The sequence below is a fragment of the Kitasatospora sp. NPDC008115 genome, assembly GCF_042957205.1.
Classification (GTDB): Bacteria; Actinomycetota; Actinomycetes; order Streptomycetales; family Streptomycetaceae; genus Kitasatospora.
In genome coordinates, this window is sequence record NZ_JBIBHU010000038.1 from 36,589 (window position 1) to 54,027 (window position 17,439).

General features: G+C 73.7%; 14 protein-coding genes. 3 read left to right on the forward strand and 11 right to left on the reverse strand.

Annotated features, from left to right (window positions below):
* Positions 1-42: 42 nt before the first annotated feature.
* From infB to rimP, 4 genes are all read right to left on the reverse strand, one after another.
* Positions 43-3,168 carry a translation initiation factor IF-2 gene (gene infB, locus ACFZBX_RS33795; protein WP_391537620.1) on the reverse strand — a complete coding sequence of 1,042 codons (3,126 nt, stop codon included), beginning with the start codon at positions 3,166-3,168 and terminating at the stop codon, positions 43-45.
* A 212-nt stretch (positions 3,169-3,380) separates the two neighbouring features.
* Positions 3,381-3,626: a YlxR family protein gene (locus tag ACFZBX_RS33800; protein ID WP_391537621.1), complete on the reverse strand. Its 246-nt coding sequence runs from the start codon at positions 3,624-3,626 to the stop codon at positions 3,381-3,383.
* Between the two features lie 127 nt (positions 3,627-3,753).
* Complete coding sequence (gene nusA, locus ACFZBX_RS33805) at positions 3,754-4,755, reverse strand: transcription termination factor NusA (protein ID WP_391537622.1); 1,002 nt, start codon at positions 4,753-4,755, stop codon at positions 3,754-3,756.
* A gap of 2 nt (positions 4,756-4,757) precedes the next feature.
* A complete protein-coding gene (rimP, locus tag ACFZBX_RS33810; RefSeq protein ID WP_391537623.1) occupies positions 4,758-5,285 on the reverse strand; it encodes a ribosome maturation factor RimP in 528 nt (175 codons plus the stop codon).
* A 295-nt stretch (positions 5,286-5,580) separates the two neighbouring features.
* On the opposite strand from rimP, the gene ACFZBX_RS33815 reads away from it, so the two are divergent.
* Both ACFZBX_RS33815 and ACFZBX_RS33820 read left to right on the forward strand, forming a co-directional pair.
* Positions 5,581-6,528, forward strand: coding sequence for a ferritin-like domain-containing protein (locus ACFZBX_RS33815; protein ID WP_391537624.1), 948 nt, complete (start codon positions 5,581-5,583; stop codon positions 6,526-6,528).
* Between the two features lie 380 nt (positions 6,529-6,908).
* Entirely contained in the window at positions 6,909-7,832 is a 924-nt protein-coding gene (locus ACFZBX_RS33820; RefSeq protein ID WP_391537625.1) for an aminoglycoside phosphotransferase family protein, read from the forward strand.
* Here ACFZBX_RS33820 and ACFZBX_RS33825 read toward each other — a convergent pair.
* The 5 genes from ACFZBX_RS33825 to dxr form a co-directional block, all read right to left on the reverse strand.
* Positions 7,805-8,407, reverse strand: coding sequence for a GNAT family N-acetyltransferase (locus ACFZBX_RS33825; RefSeq protein WP_391537626.1), 603 nt, complete (start codon positions 8,405-8,407; stop codon positions 7,805-7,807). The genes ACFZBX_RS33820 and ACFZBX_RS33825 overlap by 28 nt on opposite strands.
* Positions 8,408-8,424: 17 nt before the next feature.
* The gene (locus ACFZBX_RS33830) at positions 8,425-9,300 is read right to left on the reverse strand and encodes a GNAT family N-acetyltransferase (protein ID WP_391537644.1); all 876 of its coding nucleotides are present in this window, start codon (positions 9,298-9,300) and stop codon (positions 8,425-8,427) included.
* Positions 9,301-9,455: 155 nt separating this feature from the next.
* A complete protein-coding gene (gene ispG / locus ACFZBX_RS33835) occupies positions 9,456-10,616 on the reverse strand; it encodes a flavodoxin-dependent (E)-4-hydroxy-3-methylbut-2-enyl-diphosphate synthase (protein WP_355372150.1) in 1,161 nt (386 codons plus the stop codon).
* Between the two features lie 140 nt (positions 10,617-10,756).
* On the reverse strand, positions 10,757-12,061 hold the full coding sequence (locus tag ACFZBX_RS33840; protein WP_391537627.1) for a M50 family metallopeptidase: 1,305 nt from the start codon (positions 12,059-12,061) through the stop codon (positions 10,757-10,759).
* Positions 12,062-12,140: 79 nt separating this feature from the next.
* Positions 12,141-13,370, reverse strand: a complete 1,230-nt coding sequence (gene dxr / locus ACFZBX_RS33845; RefSeq protein ID WP_391537628.1) for a 1-deoxy-D-xylulose-5-phosphate reductoisomerase — start codon at positions 13,368-13,370, stop codon at positions 12,141-12,143.
* A gap of 90 nt (positions 13,371-13,460) precedes the next feature.
* Here dxr and ACFZBX_RS33850 point away from each other — a divergent pair, with 90 nt between their 5' ends.
* Positions 13,461-14,126, forward strand: coding sequence for an NAD(P)H-binding protein (locus ACFZBX_RS33850; protein ID WP_391537629.1), 666 nt, complete (start codon positions 13,461-13,463; stop codon positions 14,124-14,126).
* A gap of 60 nt (positions 14,127-14,186) precedes the next feature.
* Here the strand turns inward: ACFZBX_RS33850 and ACFZBX_RS33855 are convergent, their stop codons facing one another.
* Both ACFZBX_RS33855 and ACFZBX_RS33860 read right to left on the reverse strand, forming a co-directional pair.
* Complete coding sequence (locus tag ACFZBX_RS33855; RefSeq protein WP_391537630.1) at positions 14,187-15,629, reverse strand: aldehyde dehydrogenase family protein; 1,443 nt, start codon at positions 15,627-15,629, stop codon at positions 14,187-14,189.
* A 172-nt stretch (positions 15,630-15,801) separates the two neighbouring features.
* Entirely contained in the window at positions 15,802-17,367 is a 1,566-nt protein-coding gene (locus tag ACFZBX_RS33860) for a PucR family transcriptional regulator (RefSeq protein WP_391537631.1), read from the reverse strand.
* Positions 17,368-17,439 lie beyond the last annotated feature (72 nt).

The following is a 17,439-nucleotide window of genomic DNA, read 5'->3' on the forward strand; positions in this document are numbered from 1 at the left end:
GACGGAAATTCCATCCGTCGACCGGCCCCGGCAGCCACCCGCTTACGCGCGCGGCTTCTCGCGCATCTCGTAGGTCTCGATGATGTCCTCGACCTTGATGTCGTTGAACGAGCCCAGGGTCACACCGGCCTCGAAGCCCTCGCGGACCTCGGTCGCGTCGTCCTTGAAGCGGCGCAGACCCTCGATGTTGAGGCTCTCCGCCACGACCTTGCCGTCGCGCAGCAGGCGGGCCTTGGCGTTGCGGCGGATGATGCCGTCGCGGACCAGGACACCGGCGATGTTGCCGAACTTGGAGGAGCGGAAGACCTCGCGGATCTCCGCGGCGCCGAGGCGCACCTCCTCGTACTCCGGCTTGAGCATGCCCTTGAGGGCGTTCTCGATCTCCTCGATCGCCTGGTAGATGACCGAGTAGTACCGGACGTCCACGCCTTCCTTGTCGGCCGCGGCGCGCGCACGGCCTTCGGCGCGCACGTTGAAGCCGATGATGATGGCGTCCGAGCCCATCGCCAGGTCCACGTCGGACTCGGTGATGGCACCCACACCGCGGTGCAGGACCCGGAGCTCGACCTCCTCGCCCACGTCCAGCTTGACGAGGGCGTCCTCGAGGGCTTCCACCGAACCGGAGACGTCACCCTTGATGATGAGGTTGAGCTGCTCGATGGAGCCGGCGGCGATGGCCTTGTCCAGGTCCTCCAGGGACACCCGGACCCGGCGCTGCGCGAAGGCGGCGTTGCGGTCGCGGGCCGAGCGCTTCTCGGCGATCTGGCGGGCGGTGCGGTCCTCGTCGACGACGATGAAGCTGTCGCCGGCGCGGGGCACCGAGGTCAGACCGAGCAGCAGCACCGGGCGGGACGGGCCGGCCTCGGCGAGGCTGTTGCCGTTCTCGTCCAGCATCGCGCGGACGCGGCCGTAGGCGTCGCCGACCACGATCGAGTCGCCGACGCGGAGGGTACCGCGCTGCACGAGGACGGTCGCCATGGCACCGCGGCCCTTGTCGAGGTGGGCCTCGATGGCGATACCCTGCGCGTCCTGCTCGGGGTTGGCCCGCAGGTCGAGCGAGGCGTCCGCGGTCAGGACCACGGCCTCCAGCAGCTGGTCGATGTTCAGGCCCTGGCGCGCGGAGATGTCGACGAACATGGTGTCGCCGCCGTACTCCTCGGCCACCAGGCCGAACTCGGTCAGCTGGCCGCGGACCTTGGTCGGGTCGGCGCCCTCGACGTCGATCTTGTTGACGGCGACCACGATCGGCACACCCGCGGCCTTGGCGTGGTTGAGCGCCTCGACCGTCTGCGGCATGACACCGTCGTTGGCCGCGACCACCAGGATCGCGATGTCGGTGGACTTGGCACCACGGGCACGCATGGCGGAGAACGCCTCGTGACCCGGGGTGTCGAGGAAGGTGATCGGGCGCTCTTCGCCGTTCACCGTGGTGGCCACCTGGTAGGCGCCGATGTGCTGGGTGATGCCACCGGCCTCGCCGGCCACCACGTTGGACTTGCGGATCGCGTCCAGCAGTCGGGTCTTACCGTGGTCGACGTGACCCATGACGGTGACGACCGGCGGGCGCGGGGCCAGCTGGTCCTCGTCGCCCTCGTCGGCGCCGAAGTCGATGTCGAACGACTCCAGCAGCTCGCGGTCCTCGTCGTCCCGGCTGACGATCTCGAGCTGGAAGCCCATCTCGTCGGCCAGCAGCTGCAGCGTCGCGTCGGAGACCGACTGCGTCGCGGTGACCATCTCACCGAGGTTGAACATGACGGAGACGAGCGCGGCCGGGTTGGCGTTGATCTTCTCCGCGAAGTCCATCAGCGAGGCGCCGCTCGACAGGCGAACGGTCTGGCCGTTGCCGCGAGGCAGCATCACACCGCCGACGGACGGGGCCTGCATGGCCTCGTACTCCTGGCGCTTCGCCCGCTTCGACTTGCGACCACGGGCCGGACGGCCACCGGGGCCACGGCCGAAGGCACCCTGCGTGCCACCACGGGCACCCGGGCCACCGGGACGGCCGCCGAAGCCACCGGGACGGGGGCCGAAGCCGCCGCCACCACCGGGGGCACCGCCACCCGGACGCGGACCGCCGAAGCCGCCGCCACCGGCCGGACGCGAGCCCGGACCGGCCGGACGGCCCTGGAAGCCGGGACGGGCACCGCCGGGAGCACCCGGACGGCCGCCGGGGCCACCCGGACCACGGCCACCCGGGCCGGGACGCGGGCCCGGACCGGCCGGACGCTGCGGCATCATGCCCGGGTTCGGACGCGGCATGCCCGACGGGGTCGGACGCGGGCCGGCCGGACGCGGCATGCCGTCGGGGCGCGGAGCACCGGCACCCGGGGCACCCGGAGCGGCCGGACGCGGCGCGCCACCGGGACGCGGGGCGCCACCCGGACGGGGGGCACCGGCACCGGGGGCACCCTGGCCACCCGGACGCGGACGGTCGCCACCCGGACGGGGAGCACCGGCACCGGGGGCACCCTGGCCACCCGGACGCGGACGGTCGCCACCCGGACGGGGACGGTCGCCGCCCTGGCCGGCCGGAGCACCCGGACGCGCACCCGGCGCGCCGGGACGGCGGTCGCCGGGGCGGGCCATGCCGGTGGCACTGCCCGAGGTGAACGGGTTGTTGCCCGGACGCGGACCGGCCGGACGCGGGCCCGGACGGGCGCCGCCGGCGGCGGGGCCGGCCGGACGCGAAGCCTGGGCGGCCGGGCGCGGGGCCTGGGTCTCACCGGTCACGGGGGCCGGCGAGGAGAACTCGGCCGCAGGGGCGGCCGGCGCCGCGGGGCGCGGAGCCGGGCGCGGGCCCGGCGTCGGGCCGGACGCCTTGGGCGCGGCGGCGGCGGGGGCCGGCGCCGGGGCGGCGGCGGCCGGGGTCGGACGGGGACCGGGGGCCGCGGGACGCGGACCCGGGGTCGGGGCACCCGGCTTGGGTGCACCCGCGGCCGAACCGGCCGCGGGCTGGGGCGCCGCGGGCTTCCGCGGGCCCGGCTTGGCAGCGGAACCACCACCGGTGGGGGCCACACCAAGCGCGTCAGTCAACTTGCGTACGACCGGCGCCTCGATCGTCGAGGACGCCGAACGGACGAACTCACCCAGCTCGGTGAGCTTGGCCATGACGGCCTTGCTCTCCAAACCGAGCTCCTTGGCGAGTTCGTAAACCCGGACCTTAGCCACTTCACTCCTGTCTATGAGTCCGGGGGTCTCGTCCGCCGGACTGTCGCTACTTCATGGGCGTACCCATCGCGTACTCATCGCGTACTCATCGAGTGCTCATCGCAATCTCGACCTACTTCCACATCGCGAGGTACCTGACTGGTGGCACGGCGTACGGCTGCCCGTGCGCCGTGCTTGTTGCGGTGGTGCTCCGCCGCGCGAGCGGCGGGCCGTCACGGGGAGCTGACGCTCACCCGCTCCTCGATGTACTCGCGGAGCCGCCCGGTGTCGAGCGCGCCCTGGAGCCGGAAGGCCCGGGGGAACGCCCTTCGGCGGACCGCGAGGTCGAGGCAGGCCGGATCGGGGTGCAGGTGAGCGCCCCGGCCAGGCAGTGCGCCACGGGGATCAGGGACGCAGACGCCCTCGACCGCCGTGACACGCAACAGCTGGTGCTTGGCCGCGCGCTTGCGGCAGCCCACGCAGGTGCGTTCCGGGCGTGCTCGGACATGCGTCCGGCCAGACGAAGGCAAGTCTACCCCTCCGAAGGGACATGGCGCCGCCCCGCCGGCCCCGGAGGGCACGGCGGGGACACTCGGACAACAACGACTACTGGTCCGCGGATTCCTGCTCGGCACCCTCGGTGTCCGGCCGGATGTCGATCCGCCAGCCGGTGAGACGCGCGGCCAGGCGGGCGTTCTGCCCCTCCTTGCCGATCGCCAGCGACAGCTGGTAGTCCGGCACGATCACCCGCGCGGAGCGCTGGGCGGCGTCGACGATCTCCACACTGGTCACCCGTGCGGGGGACAGCGCGGCGGCGACCATCTCGCGCGGGTCCTCCGACCAGTCGACGATGTCGATCTTCTCGCCGTGCAGCTCGCCCATCACCGCGCGCACCCGGGAGCCCATCGGACCGATGCAGGCGCCCTTGGCGTTCAGCCCCTGGCGGCGCGACCAGACCGCGATCTTGGTCCGGTGGCCGGCCTCACGGGCGATCGCCGCGATCTCCACGCTGCCGTCCGCGATCTCCGGGACCTCCAGCGCGAACAGCTTCTTCACCAGGTTCGGGTGGGTGCGCGACAGCGTCACCGACGCCCCGCGCACACCCCGGCGAACGGCCACGACGTAGCACTTCAGCCGGGTGCCGTGCCGGTAGTCCTCACCCGGGACCTGCTCCTGCGGCGGGAGGATGGCCTCCAGCTTGCCGATGTCGACCAGCACGTTCTTCGGGTCGTTGCCCTGCTGGACGACACCGGTGACGATGTCGCCCTCCTTGCCCGCGTACTCGCCGAAGGTCTGGTCGTCCGCGGCGTCACGCAGACGCTGCATCATCACCTGCATGCCGATGCTGGAGGCGATCCGGCCGAAGCCGCTCGGGGTGTCGTCGAACTCCTTCGGCTCGACGCCCTCCTCCAGCTCCGACGCGTCCTCGGTCGCCCAGACCGTCACATGGCCGCTCTTGCGGTCCAGCTCGACCCGGGCGCGACGGCGCGAGCCCTCGGTGCGGTGGTACGCGGTGAGGAGGGCCGACTCGATCGACTCGACCACGAGGCCGAAGGGGATGTTCTTCTCGCTGACCAGCGTGCGCAGGGCACTCATGTCGATGTCCACGGCTACGCCTCCTCGTCTTTCGTCACGTTCTCGTCGAGCAGCAGCTCGTCGTCCTTGCGGTTGAACTCCACCTGGACCCGCGCACGGGCGACCTCGCCGTACTCCAGCCGGCGCTCCTTGGGCCGGCCGCGGCCCTTCACCGGCTGCACCTCGACCAGCGCGCCGTCCTCGTCCGCCTCCAGCACCCGCGCGACGATCTCCCCGCCGTCGACCAGGTGGATCCTGGCCAGCCGGCCCTCGGCCCGCGCCCAGTGCCGCGGCACGCTCAGCGGACGCTCAGCGCCCGGCGAGCCGACCTCCAGGACGTACGCCCCGGAACCCATCACGTCCGACTCGTCCAGGGCCTCGCCGACCACCCGGCTGAACTCGGCGATGGTGTCCAGGTCCACACCGCCGTCGGCGTCCACGTCGATCTGCACCTGGCGGCGGCTGCCCGCCTGGGTGACCTTGACGTCCTCCAGGTCCAGGCCCGCCTGCGCGGCCAGCGGCTCCAGCAACGCGCGCAGCCGGTCGGTGTTGGTGGTGCTCATCCGGGTGGACTCCTCGGCCGCGTCTGCTGTTGTCGGAAGGTCGCACCGCACCCCCGGCGCCGTTGCGGCGCGCGGCCGGGTCGCGGCAGCTCGGCCCAAAGCCTAGCCGGTGAAACCCCCAACCACCGATTCCGGCCCCGAGCCCGCCTCACCCGGTGCGAGCAAGCTCACACCCTCCGCGCGCCGTCACCGCGAACCCGATCCGTGCCCACGGACGTAAGGATTCTGTAATCATTCACGCCAACGAGGGCAGGCGGGCAGGCCGTCCTCCCGTACACGCCCCGGAGTGACACCCATGCAGCCGCCCAGCCGACGGACCATCCTGACCCTCGGGCTGCTCCTCACCACCGGCACAACCCTCACCGCCTGCACCAGCGGGCCCGGCGACGCCCCCGGCACCCCGGCCCGCGACCCCCGCCGCCCCGAACCCGACGAGCCGGTCCGCCTGCGCGCCGTCGCCGCCACCGACCTCCTCCTCGCCGGCTATGACGCCCTCCTCCCCCAGGCCCCCCAGCTCCAGGCCCTGCGCACCGAGGTCGCCCAGCACCGCGCCGCCCTCCAGCCCACCACCACGACGCCCCCCACCACCCCCACCCCACCCGCCGGCACGGCGCCCACCACCCTCGCCGCCCTGGCCACCCTCGAACGCCAGACCGCCCAGTCCCGCCTCGCCGACCTCGGCGCCGCCTCCCCCCAGCTGGCCCGCCTGCTGGCCTCCGTCTCCGCGGCCGGCGTCCTGCACGCCGTCGCCCTCGGCGACCCCGCCCCGGCCGCCGCGCCCAGCACCACCTCCACCCCCGCCACCGGCGAGCCCGCCACCCCCTTCCAGGACGCCCTCAGCGCCGAACACGCCGCCATCTACGGCTACGGCGTGGTCGGCGCCCGGCTCCCCGACGACCAGCAGCGCACCGACGCCCGCACCGCCCTGGCCGCCCACCAGTCCCGCCGCGACGCCTGGCAACGCCTCATCACCGCCGCCGGCGCCACCCCCACCGCCGCGGCCCCCGGCTACCAGCTCCCCTTCCCGGTCACCGACGCCCCCACCGCCACCCGCCTCGCCGCCCACCTGGAAACCCGCCTCACCACCGTCTACGCCGACCTGGTGGCCGCCGTCCCCGCCCCCCAACGCCCCCTCGCCGCCGACGCCCTCCGCGAATCCGCCCTCCGCGCCCACCACTGGGGCGCCACCCCCACCCCCTTCCCCGGCTTCCCCAACACCCCCACACCCACCCCCACCCCGTAGCAGGCGCACCGGGCCAAACCCGCGCGCCCGCAAAACTCACCCGCAACCCGCACCAACCCACCCACCCCCACCACTCCCCTCCCCCACCCCCCACCAGGCGAGAGGGATGCGCTGCGGGAGGGGGCGGCGTAGGGGGTGGCCGCGGAAGGGGGCGTTGCGGGTGATTTTCGGACTGCCAACGGCGGGCACCCCGCCCCACCGTGTCGGCAGTCGGAAAATCATCCAGCCCCCGGAGCGGCCACCCCCGGAGCCGACCCCGCACCCACCCTCCCGGGAGCCGCGCTGCACACCGACACCCCGCGTCGCCACCCCACCCCATCCCTCCCATAACCGACAATGAACCCGTACCACCCCAGGGGCCCCGCCACCGAAAGGCCACCATGTCGGCAGCAACACCAGGACAGATCCCCGTCCCCGACTGGCTCACCCGGAGCATCACCGCCACCCACCCCGCCGAAGCACCCACCTGGCTGGCCGAGCTGCCCGCCCTCGTCGCCGCCCAGCTGACCCGCCTCGGCCTCGTCCTGGACCGCGTCCTGGACCCCGGCGGCTCCCGGAGCCTCGTCGCCTACGTCCACCGCGACGACGACCTCACCCCCGCCACCCTCAAGGTCTCCCTCCGCACCCCTGAGACCGCCCACGAGCCCGACGCCCTCACCACCTGGGCCGGCCGCGGCGCCGTCCTCCTCCTCGACGCCCACCGGACCCCCACCACCGACGTCCTCCTCCTGGAGCGCCTCCACGGCGAGATCCCGCTGCGCTCCCTCGCCGACCCCAAGGCCACGCTGGAAGCCACCAGCCTCCTGCACCGCCTCTGGCTCCCCCTCCCCCAGACCGCCCCCACCCCACCACTCCCCACCACCCCGCCACTCCCCGCCGAGACGCCCACCCCCGCCTTCCCCGACGAAGCCGTCCCCCTCCTCACCGAGGCGAGGGAGACCGCCACCACCCTCACCACCACCGCCACCGAGCGGTTCCTCCTGCACGGCGACTTCCACCACGGCAACGTCCTCGCCGCCGACCGGTCCCCCTGGCTGGCCATCGCCCCCCGCCCGCTGGCCGGCGAACGCGCCTACGACCTGGCCCGCCTCGCCCTGGACCGCGCCGACACCCTGGTCGGCTCCCCCGGCCTCCCCGCCGCCGTCCGCCGGCGCCTGCACCAGCTCGCCGAGGCCCTGGACGTCGACCGCGACCGCCTCCGCGGCTGGACCCTGGTCCGCGCCGTCGACCTCGCCCTGACCGCCCTCGCCGCAGGCCGCCGCCCCGAGGCCGAGCTCTACCTCGAGTTCGCCGGCGCGCTCTGAGCCGGACCGCCCCCGCCCGCCCCCCGCAACGGCAACGGCGCCCCCATCACCGCGTAGCGCCGCTCCGTGTTCGGAAAGTGCACGGCCCGCGCGAGGTCCCGGTACCCCAGCGCCCGGTAGAGCCGCCGGGCCGGCGTCTCGGCGTCGATCGCCGAGAGGATGCTGCGGTCCATCCCGGACCGCCCGGTCAGCGTGCGGATCAGCGCCGAGCCGACCCCCCGCCCCTGGAACTCCGGCAGCACGTGCAGCTCGGTGACGGCGAAGACGTCGTCCAGCCAGTCCCCGTGCCCCCGGGCGACCAGATACGGCTCGATCACCGTGCTCCACCAGTGCTCACGACGGTTGGGCATCCCGTACCCGAACCCGACCAGCCGCCCCCCGCCGAACGCCCCGAACGCGATCACCCCGGGCTGCTGCGCGTGCCGCCCGACGATGTGCAGCCGGACCATGACCTCCTCCGGCGTCAGCCCGAACGCCACCGCCTGCACATCGAGCGCCTGCGGAGCCCACGCCGCCAGGTCAATGGCCTCGATCACCACCCCACTCACCCCGCCCTGCACGCCCTGCCGCTCCATGTCCCCGCCCCCGCCCCTCAGAACAGCACGCTCATGAACGCCCCGACCTCCCGGAACCCCACCCGCCGGTACGCGGCCCGGGCCCGCAGGTTGTAGTCGTTGACGTAGAGCGAGACCACCGGCGCCACCTCCCGCAGCGCGACGTCCAGCACCGCCGCCATCCCGGTCTCGGAGAGCCCCTGCCCCCGGTGCCCGGGCGCCACCCAGACCCCCTGGATCTGGCAGGCCCCCGCCGTGACGGCCCCGATCTCCGCCTTGAAGACGACCTCCCCGTCCTCCCCGAACCGGGCGAACGAACGCCCCGTGGAGACGAGTTCGGCGACCCGGGCCTGGTAGAGCAGCCCCCCGTCGCCGGCCAGCGGCGAGACCCCGACCTCCTCGGTGAACATCGCCACACAGGCCGGCATCAGGGTGTCGATCTCATTGCGCCGCACCCTCCGCACCAGCGGATCCGGCGCGATCTCGGCGGACGGCACGCTCGTCGACAGCAGCGGCTGGTGCGCCCGGACCTCCCGGGCCGGCCCCCAACTGCGCTCCAGCAGCGCCCACAGCGCCGCCGTCGGCCCGGCCGGCCCGACGATGGAGGAGCAACGGCGCCCCTGCCGCCGGGCACGCTCGGCGAAGGCCTGGACGGCCTGCGGTCCGGCGTCGACCAGCACCAGGTTGGCCCCCGCGTAGCAGAGCGCGTCGAGTTCGCCGTTCTCGTCGTACCAGCCCCACATCTCGCCGCCGAGCCGCCAGGGATCGAGGCCGACGGCCTCCACCCGGGTGGCGACGAAGGCGTTGGCGACCGGGTCGCGGTGGAGGACGGCGAGGGCGTCGGCGAGGTCCGGGGGTTCCAGCACGCGGGTGGTCGCCAGGGCGCGGGCGGCCTGGAACGAGCTGGGGAGCATCACACCTCGATCGAGCATCGAGACAGCACCTTACTGAGACGACTCTGGCCGCACCCTACTCCCTGGCCCCACCCGGATACGGCCGCGGGGCCGTCCGCGCACGGACGGCCCCGCTTCCGGAAGAACTGCGTGGACCTACCCGACACCGGGACGGGTCACTCGCCGGCGGTGACGGTCGGCGCGCCGGACTCGGCGCCCTCGGCCTCCATCTGCTCGGCGATCTTGAAGGCCTCCTCGATCAGGGTCTCCACGATCTTGGACTCGGGGACGGTCTTGATGACCTCGCCCTTGACGAAGATCTGGCCCTTGCCGTTGCCGGAGGCGACACCGAGGTCGGCCTCGCGGGCCTCGCCCGGGCCGTTGACGACGCAGCCCATGACGGCGACGCGCAGCGGCACGTTCATGCCCTCCAGGCCGGCCGTGACCTCCTCGGCGAGCTTGTAGACGTCGACCTGGGCGCGGCCGCAGGACGGGCAGGAGACGATCTCCAGGCCGCGCTGGCGCAGGCCGAGCGACTCCAGGATCTGGTTGCCGACCTTGATCTCCTCTGCCGGCGGGGCGGAGAGGGAGACCCGGATGGTGTCGCCGATGCCCTCGGCGAGCAGTGCGCCGAAGGCGACCGCGGACTTGATGGTGCCCTGGAAGGCGGGGCCGGCCTCGGTGACGCCGAGGTGCAGCGGGTAGTCGCAGGCGGCGGCGAGCTGGCGGTAGGCGTTGATCATCACGACCGGGTCGTTGTGCTTGACCGAGATCTTGATGTCGCGGAAGTCGTGCTCCTCGAAGAGCGAGCACTCCCAGAGCGCGGACTCGACCAGCGCCTCGGGGGTGGCCCGGCCGTACTTCTCCAGCAGGCGCTTGTCGAGCGAGCCGGCGTTGACGCCGATCCGGATCGGCACGCCGGCGTCCTTGGCGGCCTTGGCGATCTCGCCGACCTTGTCGTCGAAGGCCTTGATGTTGCCCGGGTTGACGCGGACCGCGGCGCAGCCGGCGTCGATGGCCGCGAAGACGTACTTCGGCTGGAAGTGGATGTCGGCGATCACCGGGATCTGCGACTTCTTCGCGATGATCGGCAGCGCGTCCGCGTCGTCCTGGGAGGGAACCGCGACCCGCACGATCTGGCAGCCGGACGCGGTGAGCTCCGCGATCTGCTGCAGCGTGGCGTTGATGTCCGAGGTCACCGTGGTGGTCATGGACTGCACCGAGACGGGGGCGTCACCGCCGACCGGCACGTTGCCGACCATGATCTGACGGGAGACCCGGCGCTTGGCGAGCGGCTTGAGCGGCAGAGACGGAATACCGAGCGAGATCGCGGTCATGTGCGCAGGGTTCCCCGGGGTTGAGGTGTGGTCGGTCCGGCCGCTGGGACGGCCGGGCCCGGGCGCGCCGACGATCGCGCGCCCGGGCTCCAACGGTACGGCACGGGAACGGGCGCCCGCGCACGCACCGGCCCACCGGACTAACTGATCTTGACGGGGTTCACCAGGTCGGCCACGAGCACCAGCAGGGTGAAGCCGATGAACACGCTGGCCACCACGTAGGCGAGCGGCATCAGCCGGGCCACGTCGAACGGGCCGGGGTCGGGCCGGCGGAACAGCAGGGCGAAGCGGCGGCGCACCGCTTCCCAGGTCGCGCCCGCGATGTGGCCGCCGTCCAGCGGCAGCAGCGGCAGCATGTTGAACAGGAACAGCGACAGGTTGATCCCGGCGAGCAGGTTGACGAAGTAGGCGACCCGCTGGCTGCCCGGGATGTCCAGCGCGAACACCTCGCCGCTGACCCGGGCGGCGCCGACCATGCCGATCGGCGAGTCGGCCTCACGCGGGGTGCCGTCGACCACCGAGTGCCAGAGGCCGGGGATCTTGCCGGGCAGCGCGGCGAGCGACTTCACGCCGCTCTCCGCCATGTCGTACATCCGGTCGAGGGACTCTCCGAAGCCGAGCCGGACCACACCGCTGGCCGGGGTGAAGCCGAGGAAGCCGGCCCGCACCGTCTCGCCCTTGACCGGCACGCCGTCGGCGTCGTACTTCTGCACGTCGTTGACGGCGATCTCCGGGGTGAGGGTGAGCTGCTGCCCGCCGCGCTCGACCACCACCTCGACCCGCTTGCCGGCCGACTTGCGGATGTCGCCCTGGAGCTGCTCGTAGCTGGTGATCCGGTCGCCGTCGAAGGAGACCACCTTGTCGCCCGGCTTCAGCCCGGCCTGGAAGGCGGGTGCCACCGGCGCGTCCGCCGGGCACTTGTCGGTCGGCTGGCCGGCCTTGACCACGCACTCCGAGACGGTGCCGATGGTCGGCACCGACATCGGGACGCCGAAGCCCATCATCACGGTCAGGAAGAGCCCGAAGGAGAGGATCAGGTTCATGAACGGCCCGGCGAACATGACGATCACGCGCTTCCACGGCTTGCGCGTGTAGAAGAGCCGGGTCTCGTCGCCCTCCTTGACCTCCTCGTAGGAGGCCTCCCGGGCGTCCTCGATCATGGTCCGCCAGGGCGAGGTGGAGCGCTGGGTGATCCGCCCGTCGGCGCCGGGCGGGAACATCCCGATCATCCGGATGTACCCGCCCAGCGGGACGGCCTTGAGGCCGTACTCGGTCTCGCCCTTCCTCCGCGACCAGATCGTCGGGCCGAAGCCGACCATGTACTGCGGCACCCGGATGCCGAACAGCTTGGCCGTGGAGAGGTGGCCGAGTTCGTGCCAGGCGATCGAGAAGAGCAGTCCCAGTACGAAGACCAGGATGCCGACCACCGTCATCACCGTTGCCACCGCTGCTCCTCCGTCATGCCGCTCCGCTCATCCTGTCGTCGTACCGGTCGTCCGGCGGTGCCGTCCGGGCGGACCCGGATCAGCCCGCGGCCAGCTCGCGGGCCCGGGCGCGCGCCCAGTCCTCCGCGTGCAGGACGTCCTCCACCGTGAGCGAAGTTCCCGCCACGGGGCTGCCGTGCTCGGCCACGACCTTCGCCACAGTGTCCACGATCCCGGTGAAGGCGAGGCGGCCGTTCAGGAAGGCCTCCACACACTCCTCATTGGCCGCGTTGAACACCGCCGGGGCGGTGCCGCCCAGCGTGCCGACCTCACGGGCCAGCTCGACCGCCGGGAAGGCGTCGTTGTCCAGCGGGAAGAACTCCCAGGTCGCGGCCTTGGTCCAGTCGCAGCCCGGGGCCGCGTCCGGTACCCGGTCCGGCCAGCCCAGGCCCAGCGCGATCGGCATCCGCATGTCCGGCGGGCTCGCCTGCGCCAGCGTGGAACCGTCCGTGAACTCCACCATCGAGTGGACGACCGACTGCGGATGGACCACGACCTCGATCCGGTCGAACGGCACGTCGTACAGCAGGTGCGCCTCGATCACCTCAAGGCCCTTGTTCACCAGGGTGGCCGAGTTGATCGTGACGACCGGGCCCATCGCCCAGGTCGGGTGCGCCAGCGCGTCCGACGGGGTGACGCCCGCCAGCTCGGTGCGGCCGCGGTTGCGGAACGGGCCGCCGCTCGCGGTCACCACCAGCTTGCGGACCTCGGCCCGGGTGCCGCCCGCCAGCGCCTGGAACAGCGCGGCGTGCTCGGAGTCCACCGGCACGATCTGCCCCGGCCTCGCGACCGCCTTCACCAGCGGACCGCCGACGATCAGCGACTCCTTGTTGGCCAGCACCAGCACCCGCCCGGCCCGCAGCGCCGCCAGCGTCGGACGTAGGCCGATCGAGCCGGTGATGCCGTTCAGCACCGAGTGGCACTCCATCGCCGCCAGCTCGGTCGCCGCGTCCGGACCGTCCAGCACGGCCGGCAGCGCACGGCCGTCCGCCTTCGCCGCCAGCGCCTCGCGCAGCGCCGGCTCGGCCGCCGGGTCGGCCACCGCGACGGTGTGCACACCCAGCCGCAGCGCCTGCTCGGCGAGCAGCTCCACCCGGCCGCCGGCCGCCGACAGGGCCACCACCCGGAACCGGTCCGGGTTGCGCAGGACCACGTCGATGGCCTGGGTGCCGATCGAACCGGTGGAACCGAGGATCACCAGCTCCCGGGGGCCGGAGGGGTTGTTCACCTCGGGGGTGAACCGCAGCTGCGGGTGGGCGAGCGAAGTCATGCTGCCCATTGTGTCCTGCCCGGCTCCCCGCCCGGCACCACGGGACCACTCCCGGAGCGCCGGGCGGGCTCCCGGGCTACCGTCGGAGCCATGCGCACCGTCATCGCCGGCGGCCACGGGCGGATCGCCCTCCGCCTGGAACGGCTGCTCGCCGACCGCGGCGACCGCCCCGCCGGGATCGTCCGCCGCCCCGAACAGGCCGACGACCTCGTCGCCGCCGGGGCCGAACCGCTGCTGCTCGACCTGGAGGCCACCGCCCCGCCCGAACTCGCCCGGCTGCTCGACGGCGCCGACGCCGTGGTGTTCGCGGCGGGCGCCGGACCGGGCAGCGGCGCCGCCCGCAAGCTCACCGTCGACCGGGACGCCGCCGTGCTGCTCGCCGACGCCGCCGAACTGGCCGGCGTCCGCCGCTACCTGATCGTCTCCTCCATGGGCGCCGACGCCCGGGCCCGCCACCCCGCCGACGAGGCCTTCGAGACCTATCTGCGGGCCAAGGGCGCCGCCGACGACGCCGTCCGGGCCCGCACCGCGCTGGACTGGACGGTGCTGCGCCCCGGCCACCTCACCGACGGCCCGGGCACCGGCCTGGTCCGGCTCGCCCCGGACGTGCCGCGCGGGTCCGTCGACCGGCAGGACGTCGCCGCCGTGCTCGCCGCCCTGCTGCACGAGCCCGGCACCGCCGGACAGACCCTGGAACTGGTGGCCGGCGACGCCACCGTGGCCGAGGCCGTCGCGGCCGCCGCCGGCCGCACCTGACGCCGCGCACGCGCGAGGGCCCGGCCGCGCACGGCGGCCGGGCCCTCGTTCAGGTCACCCTCAGAGGTCGAGACCGGTGAGGACCAGGACCTTCTCCACGGTGTAGTCGTCCATCGCGTAGCGGACGCCCTCACGGCCGACGCCGGAGTCCTTGACGCCGCCGTACGGCATCTGGTCGGCGCGGTAGGACGGCGCGTCGCCGATGATCACACCGCCGACCTCCAACTCCCGGTGGGCGCGGAAGGCGGTCTGCAGATCGTGGGTGAACACGCCGGCCTGAAGGCCGAACAGCGAGTCGTTGACCGCCGCGAAGGCCTCGTCCACGCCGTCCACCTTGTGCAGCGACAGGACCGGGCCGAACACCTCGGAGGTGGCCAGGATCGCGTCGGCCGGAAGCTCGGCCAGCACGGTCGGGGCGTAGGTCGCGCCCTCGCGGGTGCCGCCGGTGAGCAGCTTGGCGCCCTTGGCGACCGCGTCGTCCACCCAGGACTCGACCCGCTTGGCGGCGTTCTCGTCGACCAGCGGGCCGACGTCCGTCGCGTCGTCGTTCGGGTCACCGGTGACCTGGGCCCGCACCTTGGCGACGACCTTCTCCACCAGCGCGTCGTACACCGACGCGTCGGCGATCACCCGCTGCACCGAGATGCAGGACTGGCCGCCCTGGTAGTTGGCGAACATCGCGATCCGGGAGGCCGCCCAGTCCAGGTCCGCCTCGGAGGACCAGTCGGCGAGCACCACGGCCGCCGCGTTGCCGCCCAGCTCCAGGGTGGTGTGCTTGCGCGGCACCGAGTCCATGATCTGGTAGCCGACCTTGTCCGAACCGGTGAAGGAGATCACCGGCAGACGCGGGTCCTGCACCAGGGCCGGCATCCGGTCGTTCGGCACCGGCAGGACGCTCCACGAGCCGGCCGGCAGGTCGGTCTCGGCCAGGATCTCGCCCAGCACCATCGCCGACAGCGGGGTGGCCGGGGCCGGCTTGAGGATGATCGGCGCGCCGACCGCGATCGCCGGGGCGATCTTGTGGGCGACCAGGTTCAGCGGGAAGTTGAAGGGGGCGATGCCCAGCACCACGCCGCGCGGGAAGCGCCGCACCACCGCGAAGCGGCCCGTGCCGCCCGGGTCGGTGTCCAGCCGCATGGTCTCGCCGTTGGTCCGGCGGGCCTCCTCGGCCGCCCAGCGGAACACCGAGACGGCGCGGCCGACCTCACCGCGGGCCCACTTGATCGGCTTGCCGTTCTCGGCGGTGATCAGCTGGGCGATCTCCTCGGTGCGCTCGGTCAGCCGCCGGGCCACGTGGTCCAGGGCGGCGGTGCGCACGTGCGCGGGGGTCGCGGCGAACACCGGCAGCGCGGCGACGGCGGCCTCCAGGGCCTCCTCGACCTGCGCCTCGGTGGGGATGCTCACCTTGCCGACCAGGCGGCCGTCCCAGCTGTTGTGCACCTCGAAGTCGGCGTCGCCGCTCGCCCGGCGGCCGGCCAGCCAGAAATCGTACGTGGTGGTCACCGTGGTACCGGCCCTCTCCTCGTCGTCCTCACGCCCCACGGACGTGGAGCCAGAACCGAGGGTAGGGCGGGCGGCGCGCCGACCGGATTGGACACCGAGTAGCGTTCGCCCCCGCGGTCACTCCACCGCGTCCAGCGCTGCCACTCGTCCTGCCCGCTCCTCCTACTCCTCGCTACTCCTCGCCGGACCGCAGCGCCAGCCAGAGCTCCATCCGGACGTCCGTGTCGTCCAGCGACCGCCCCAGCAACTCCTCCACCCGCCGCATCCGGTACCGCAGGGTGTGCCGGTGCACCCCGAGGTCGGCCGCCGCCGCGTCCCACTGCCCGTGCCGCGACAGCCACGCCCGCAGCGAGGCCACCAGATCACCGCGCGCCGTCCGGTCGTGCTCCCGCAGCGGCCGCAGCAGGCCCTCCGCGAACGCCGTCACGGCGTCCTCGCCGAGCAGCGGCAGCAGCGAGCCCGCGCCGACCTCCTCGTGGTCCACCGACCGCCGTCCGCCCCGCAGCGCCACCGCCAGCGCCCGCTCGGCCTGCGCGTGCGCCGTCCCGGCGTCCTCCAGCGCGGCCGGCGCCGACACGCCCAGCGACAGGCCCTCGTGCTCCTCCACCGCGCCCAGGCAGGCCCGGTGCACCGCGCCGTTGTCCAGCGCCAGCACCATCAGCCGCGCCCCGTGCGCGCCGTCCTCCCGCGCCACCAGCAGCTTCTCGCCCACCCGGGAGCCGGCCTGCTCGGCCCGGTCGCCCAGCTCGCCCAGCGCCTCCCCGGCGTCCGCGCCCTGGGCCGCCCCGGCCACCAACACCCGCACGGTCCCCTCCGGCAGGCCCCCGAACAGACCCGCCGCCACCTGCCGCGCGGTCGCCACCTCACCGGCCAGCACCATCCGCAGCAGGGCCGCGCCCATCTTCTCCTCGGCCTGCCGCAGCTCCCGCGACCGCTCCAGGGTCAGCGTCAGCAGCGCCACCGCCGCGTTCAGCACATACCGCTCGGTCGGCGTGATCCGGTCCTCGGTGCCCACCGCCAGGAAGCCCCGGGCCCGCCGGTCCGCCCCCAGCGACTGGACCACCACGTAGTCCTCGTCCGCCGTGTCTATCCCCGGCGCACGGCCCTGCAGCGCGGCACTCGACGGCGCCGGCCTCCGCCGCAGCCGGTCCACCTCCGCCGCCAGCCGCCCGGCCCGGCGCGCCGCCCAGTCCGGCGCCACCACCGACAGCGCGCCCGACCCGTCGTACAGCGCCGCCCAGCCGCCCAGCCGGGCCGCCAGCCGCCGCACCACCGCCGTCGTGCCGTCCTTGCCCAGCGCGGCCCGGGTCAGCTCCTCCTGCGCCTCGAAGCTGGTCGTCACCGCCTCGTACTGCTCGGCGGCCAGCGCCGCCGACACCACCTTGCTGATCGCGATGAACGGCGTCGGCTCCGGCACCCGCAGCAGGGGCAGCCCCCGCTGCGCCGCCGCGTCCACCAGCGGCTGCGGCACCTCGGTGTGCGACAGGCCCACCCCCAGCCCGAGCCCGACCACCCCCGCATCGGCCAGCCGGTGCACGTACGCCTGCAACCGGGCGGCGGTCCGGCCCAGCTTGATCCCGGTGGTGAGCAGCAGCTCGCCACCCTCCAGGAACGGCGTCGGGTCGTCCAGCTCACTGGTGTGCACCCAGCGAACCGGCCGCTCCAAGTGGTCCGCACCGGCGAGGACCGTCAGATGGAGCGAGGTGTTGCGGACGACGGAGGCAAGTGTGGGGGGCATGGCACCTTCGAGGGAACGACCCGACCGCGCCGTTGCGGCCGGGCGAGAGAGGGCTGGGGGTCCTGAGGGGAA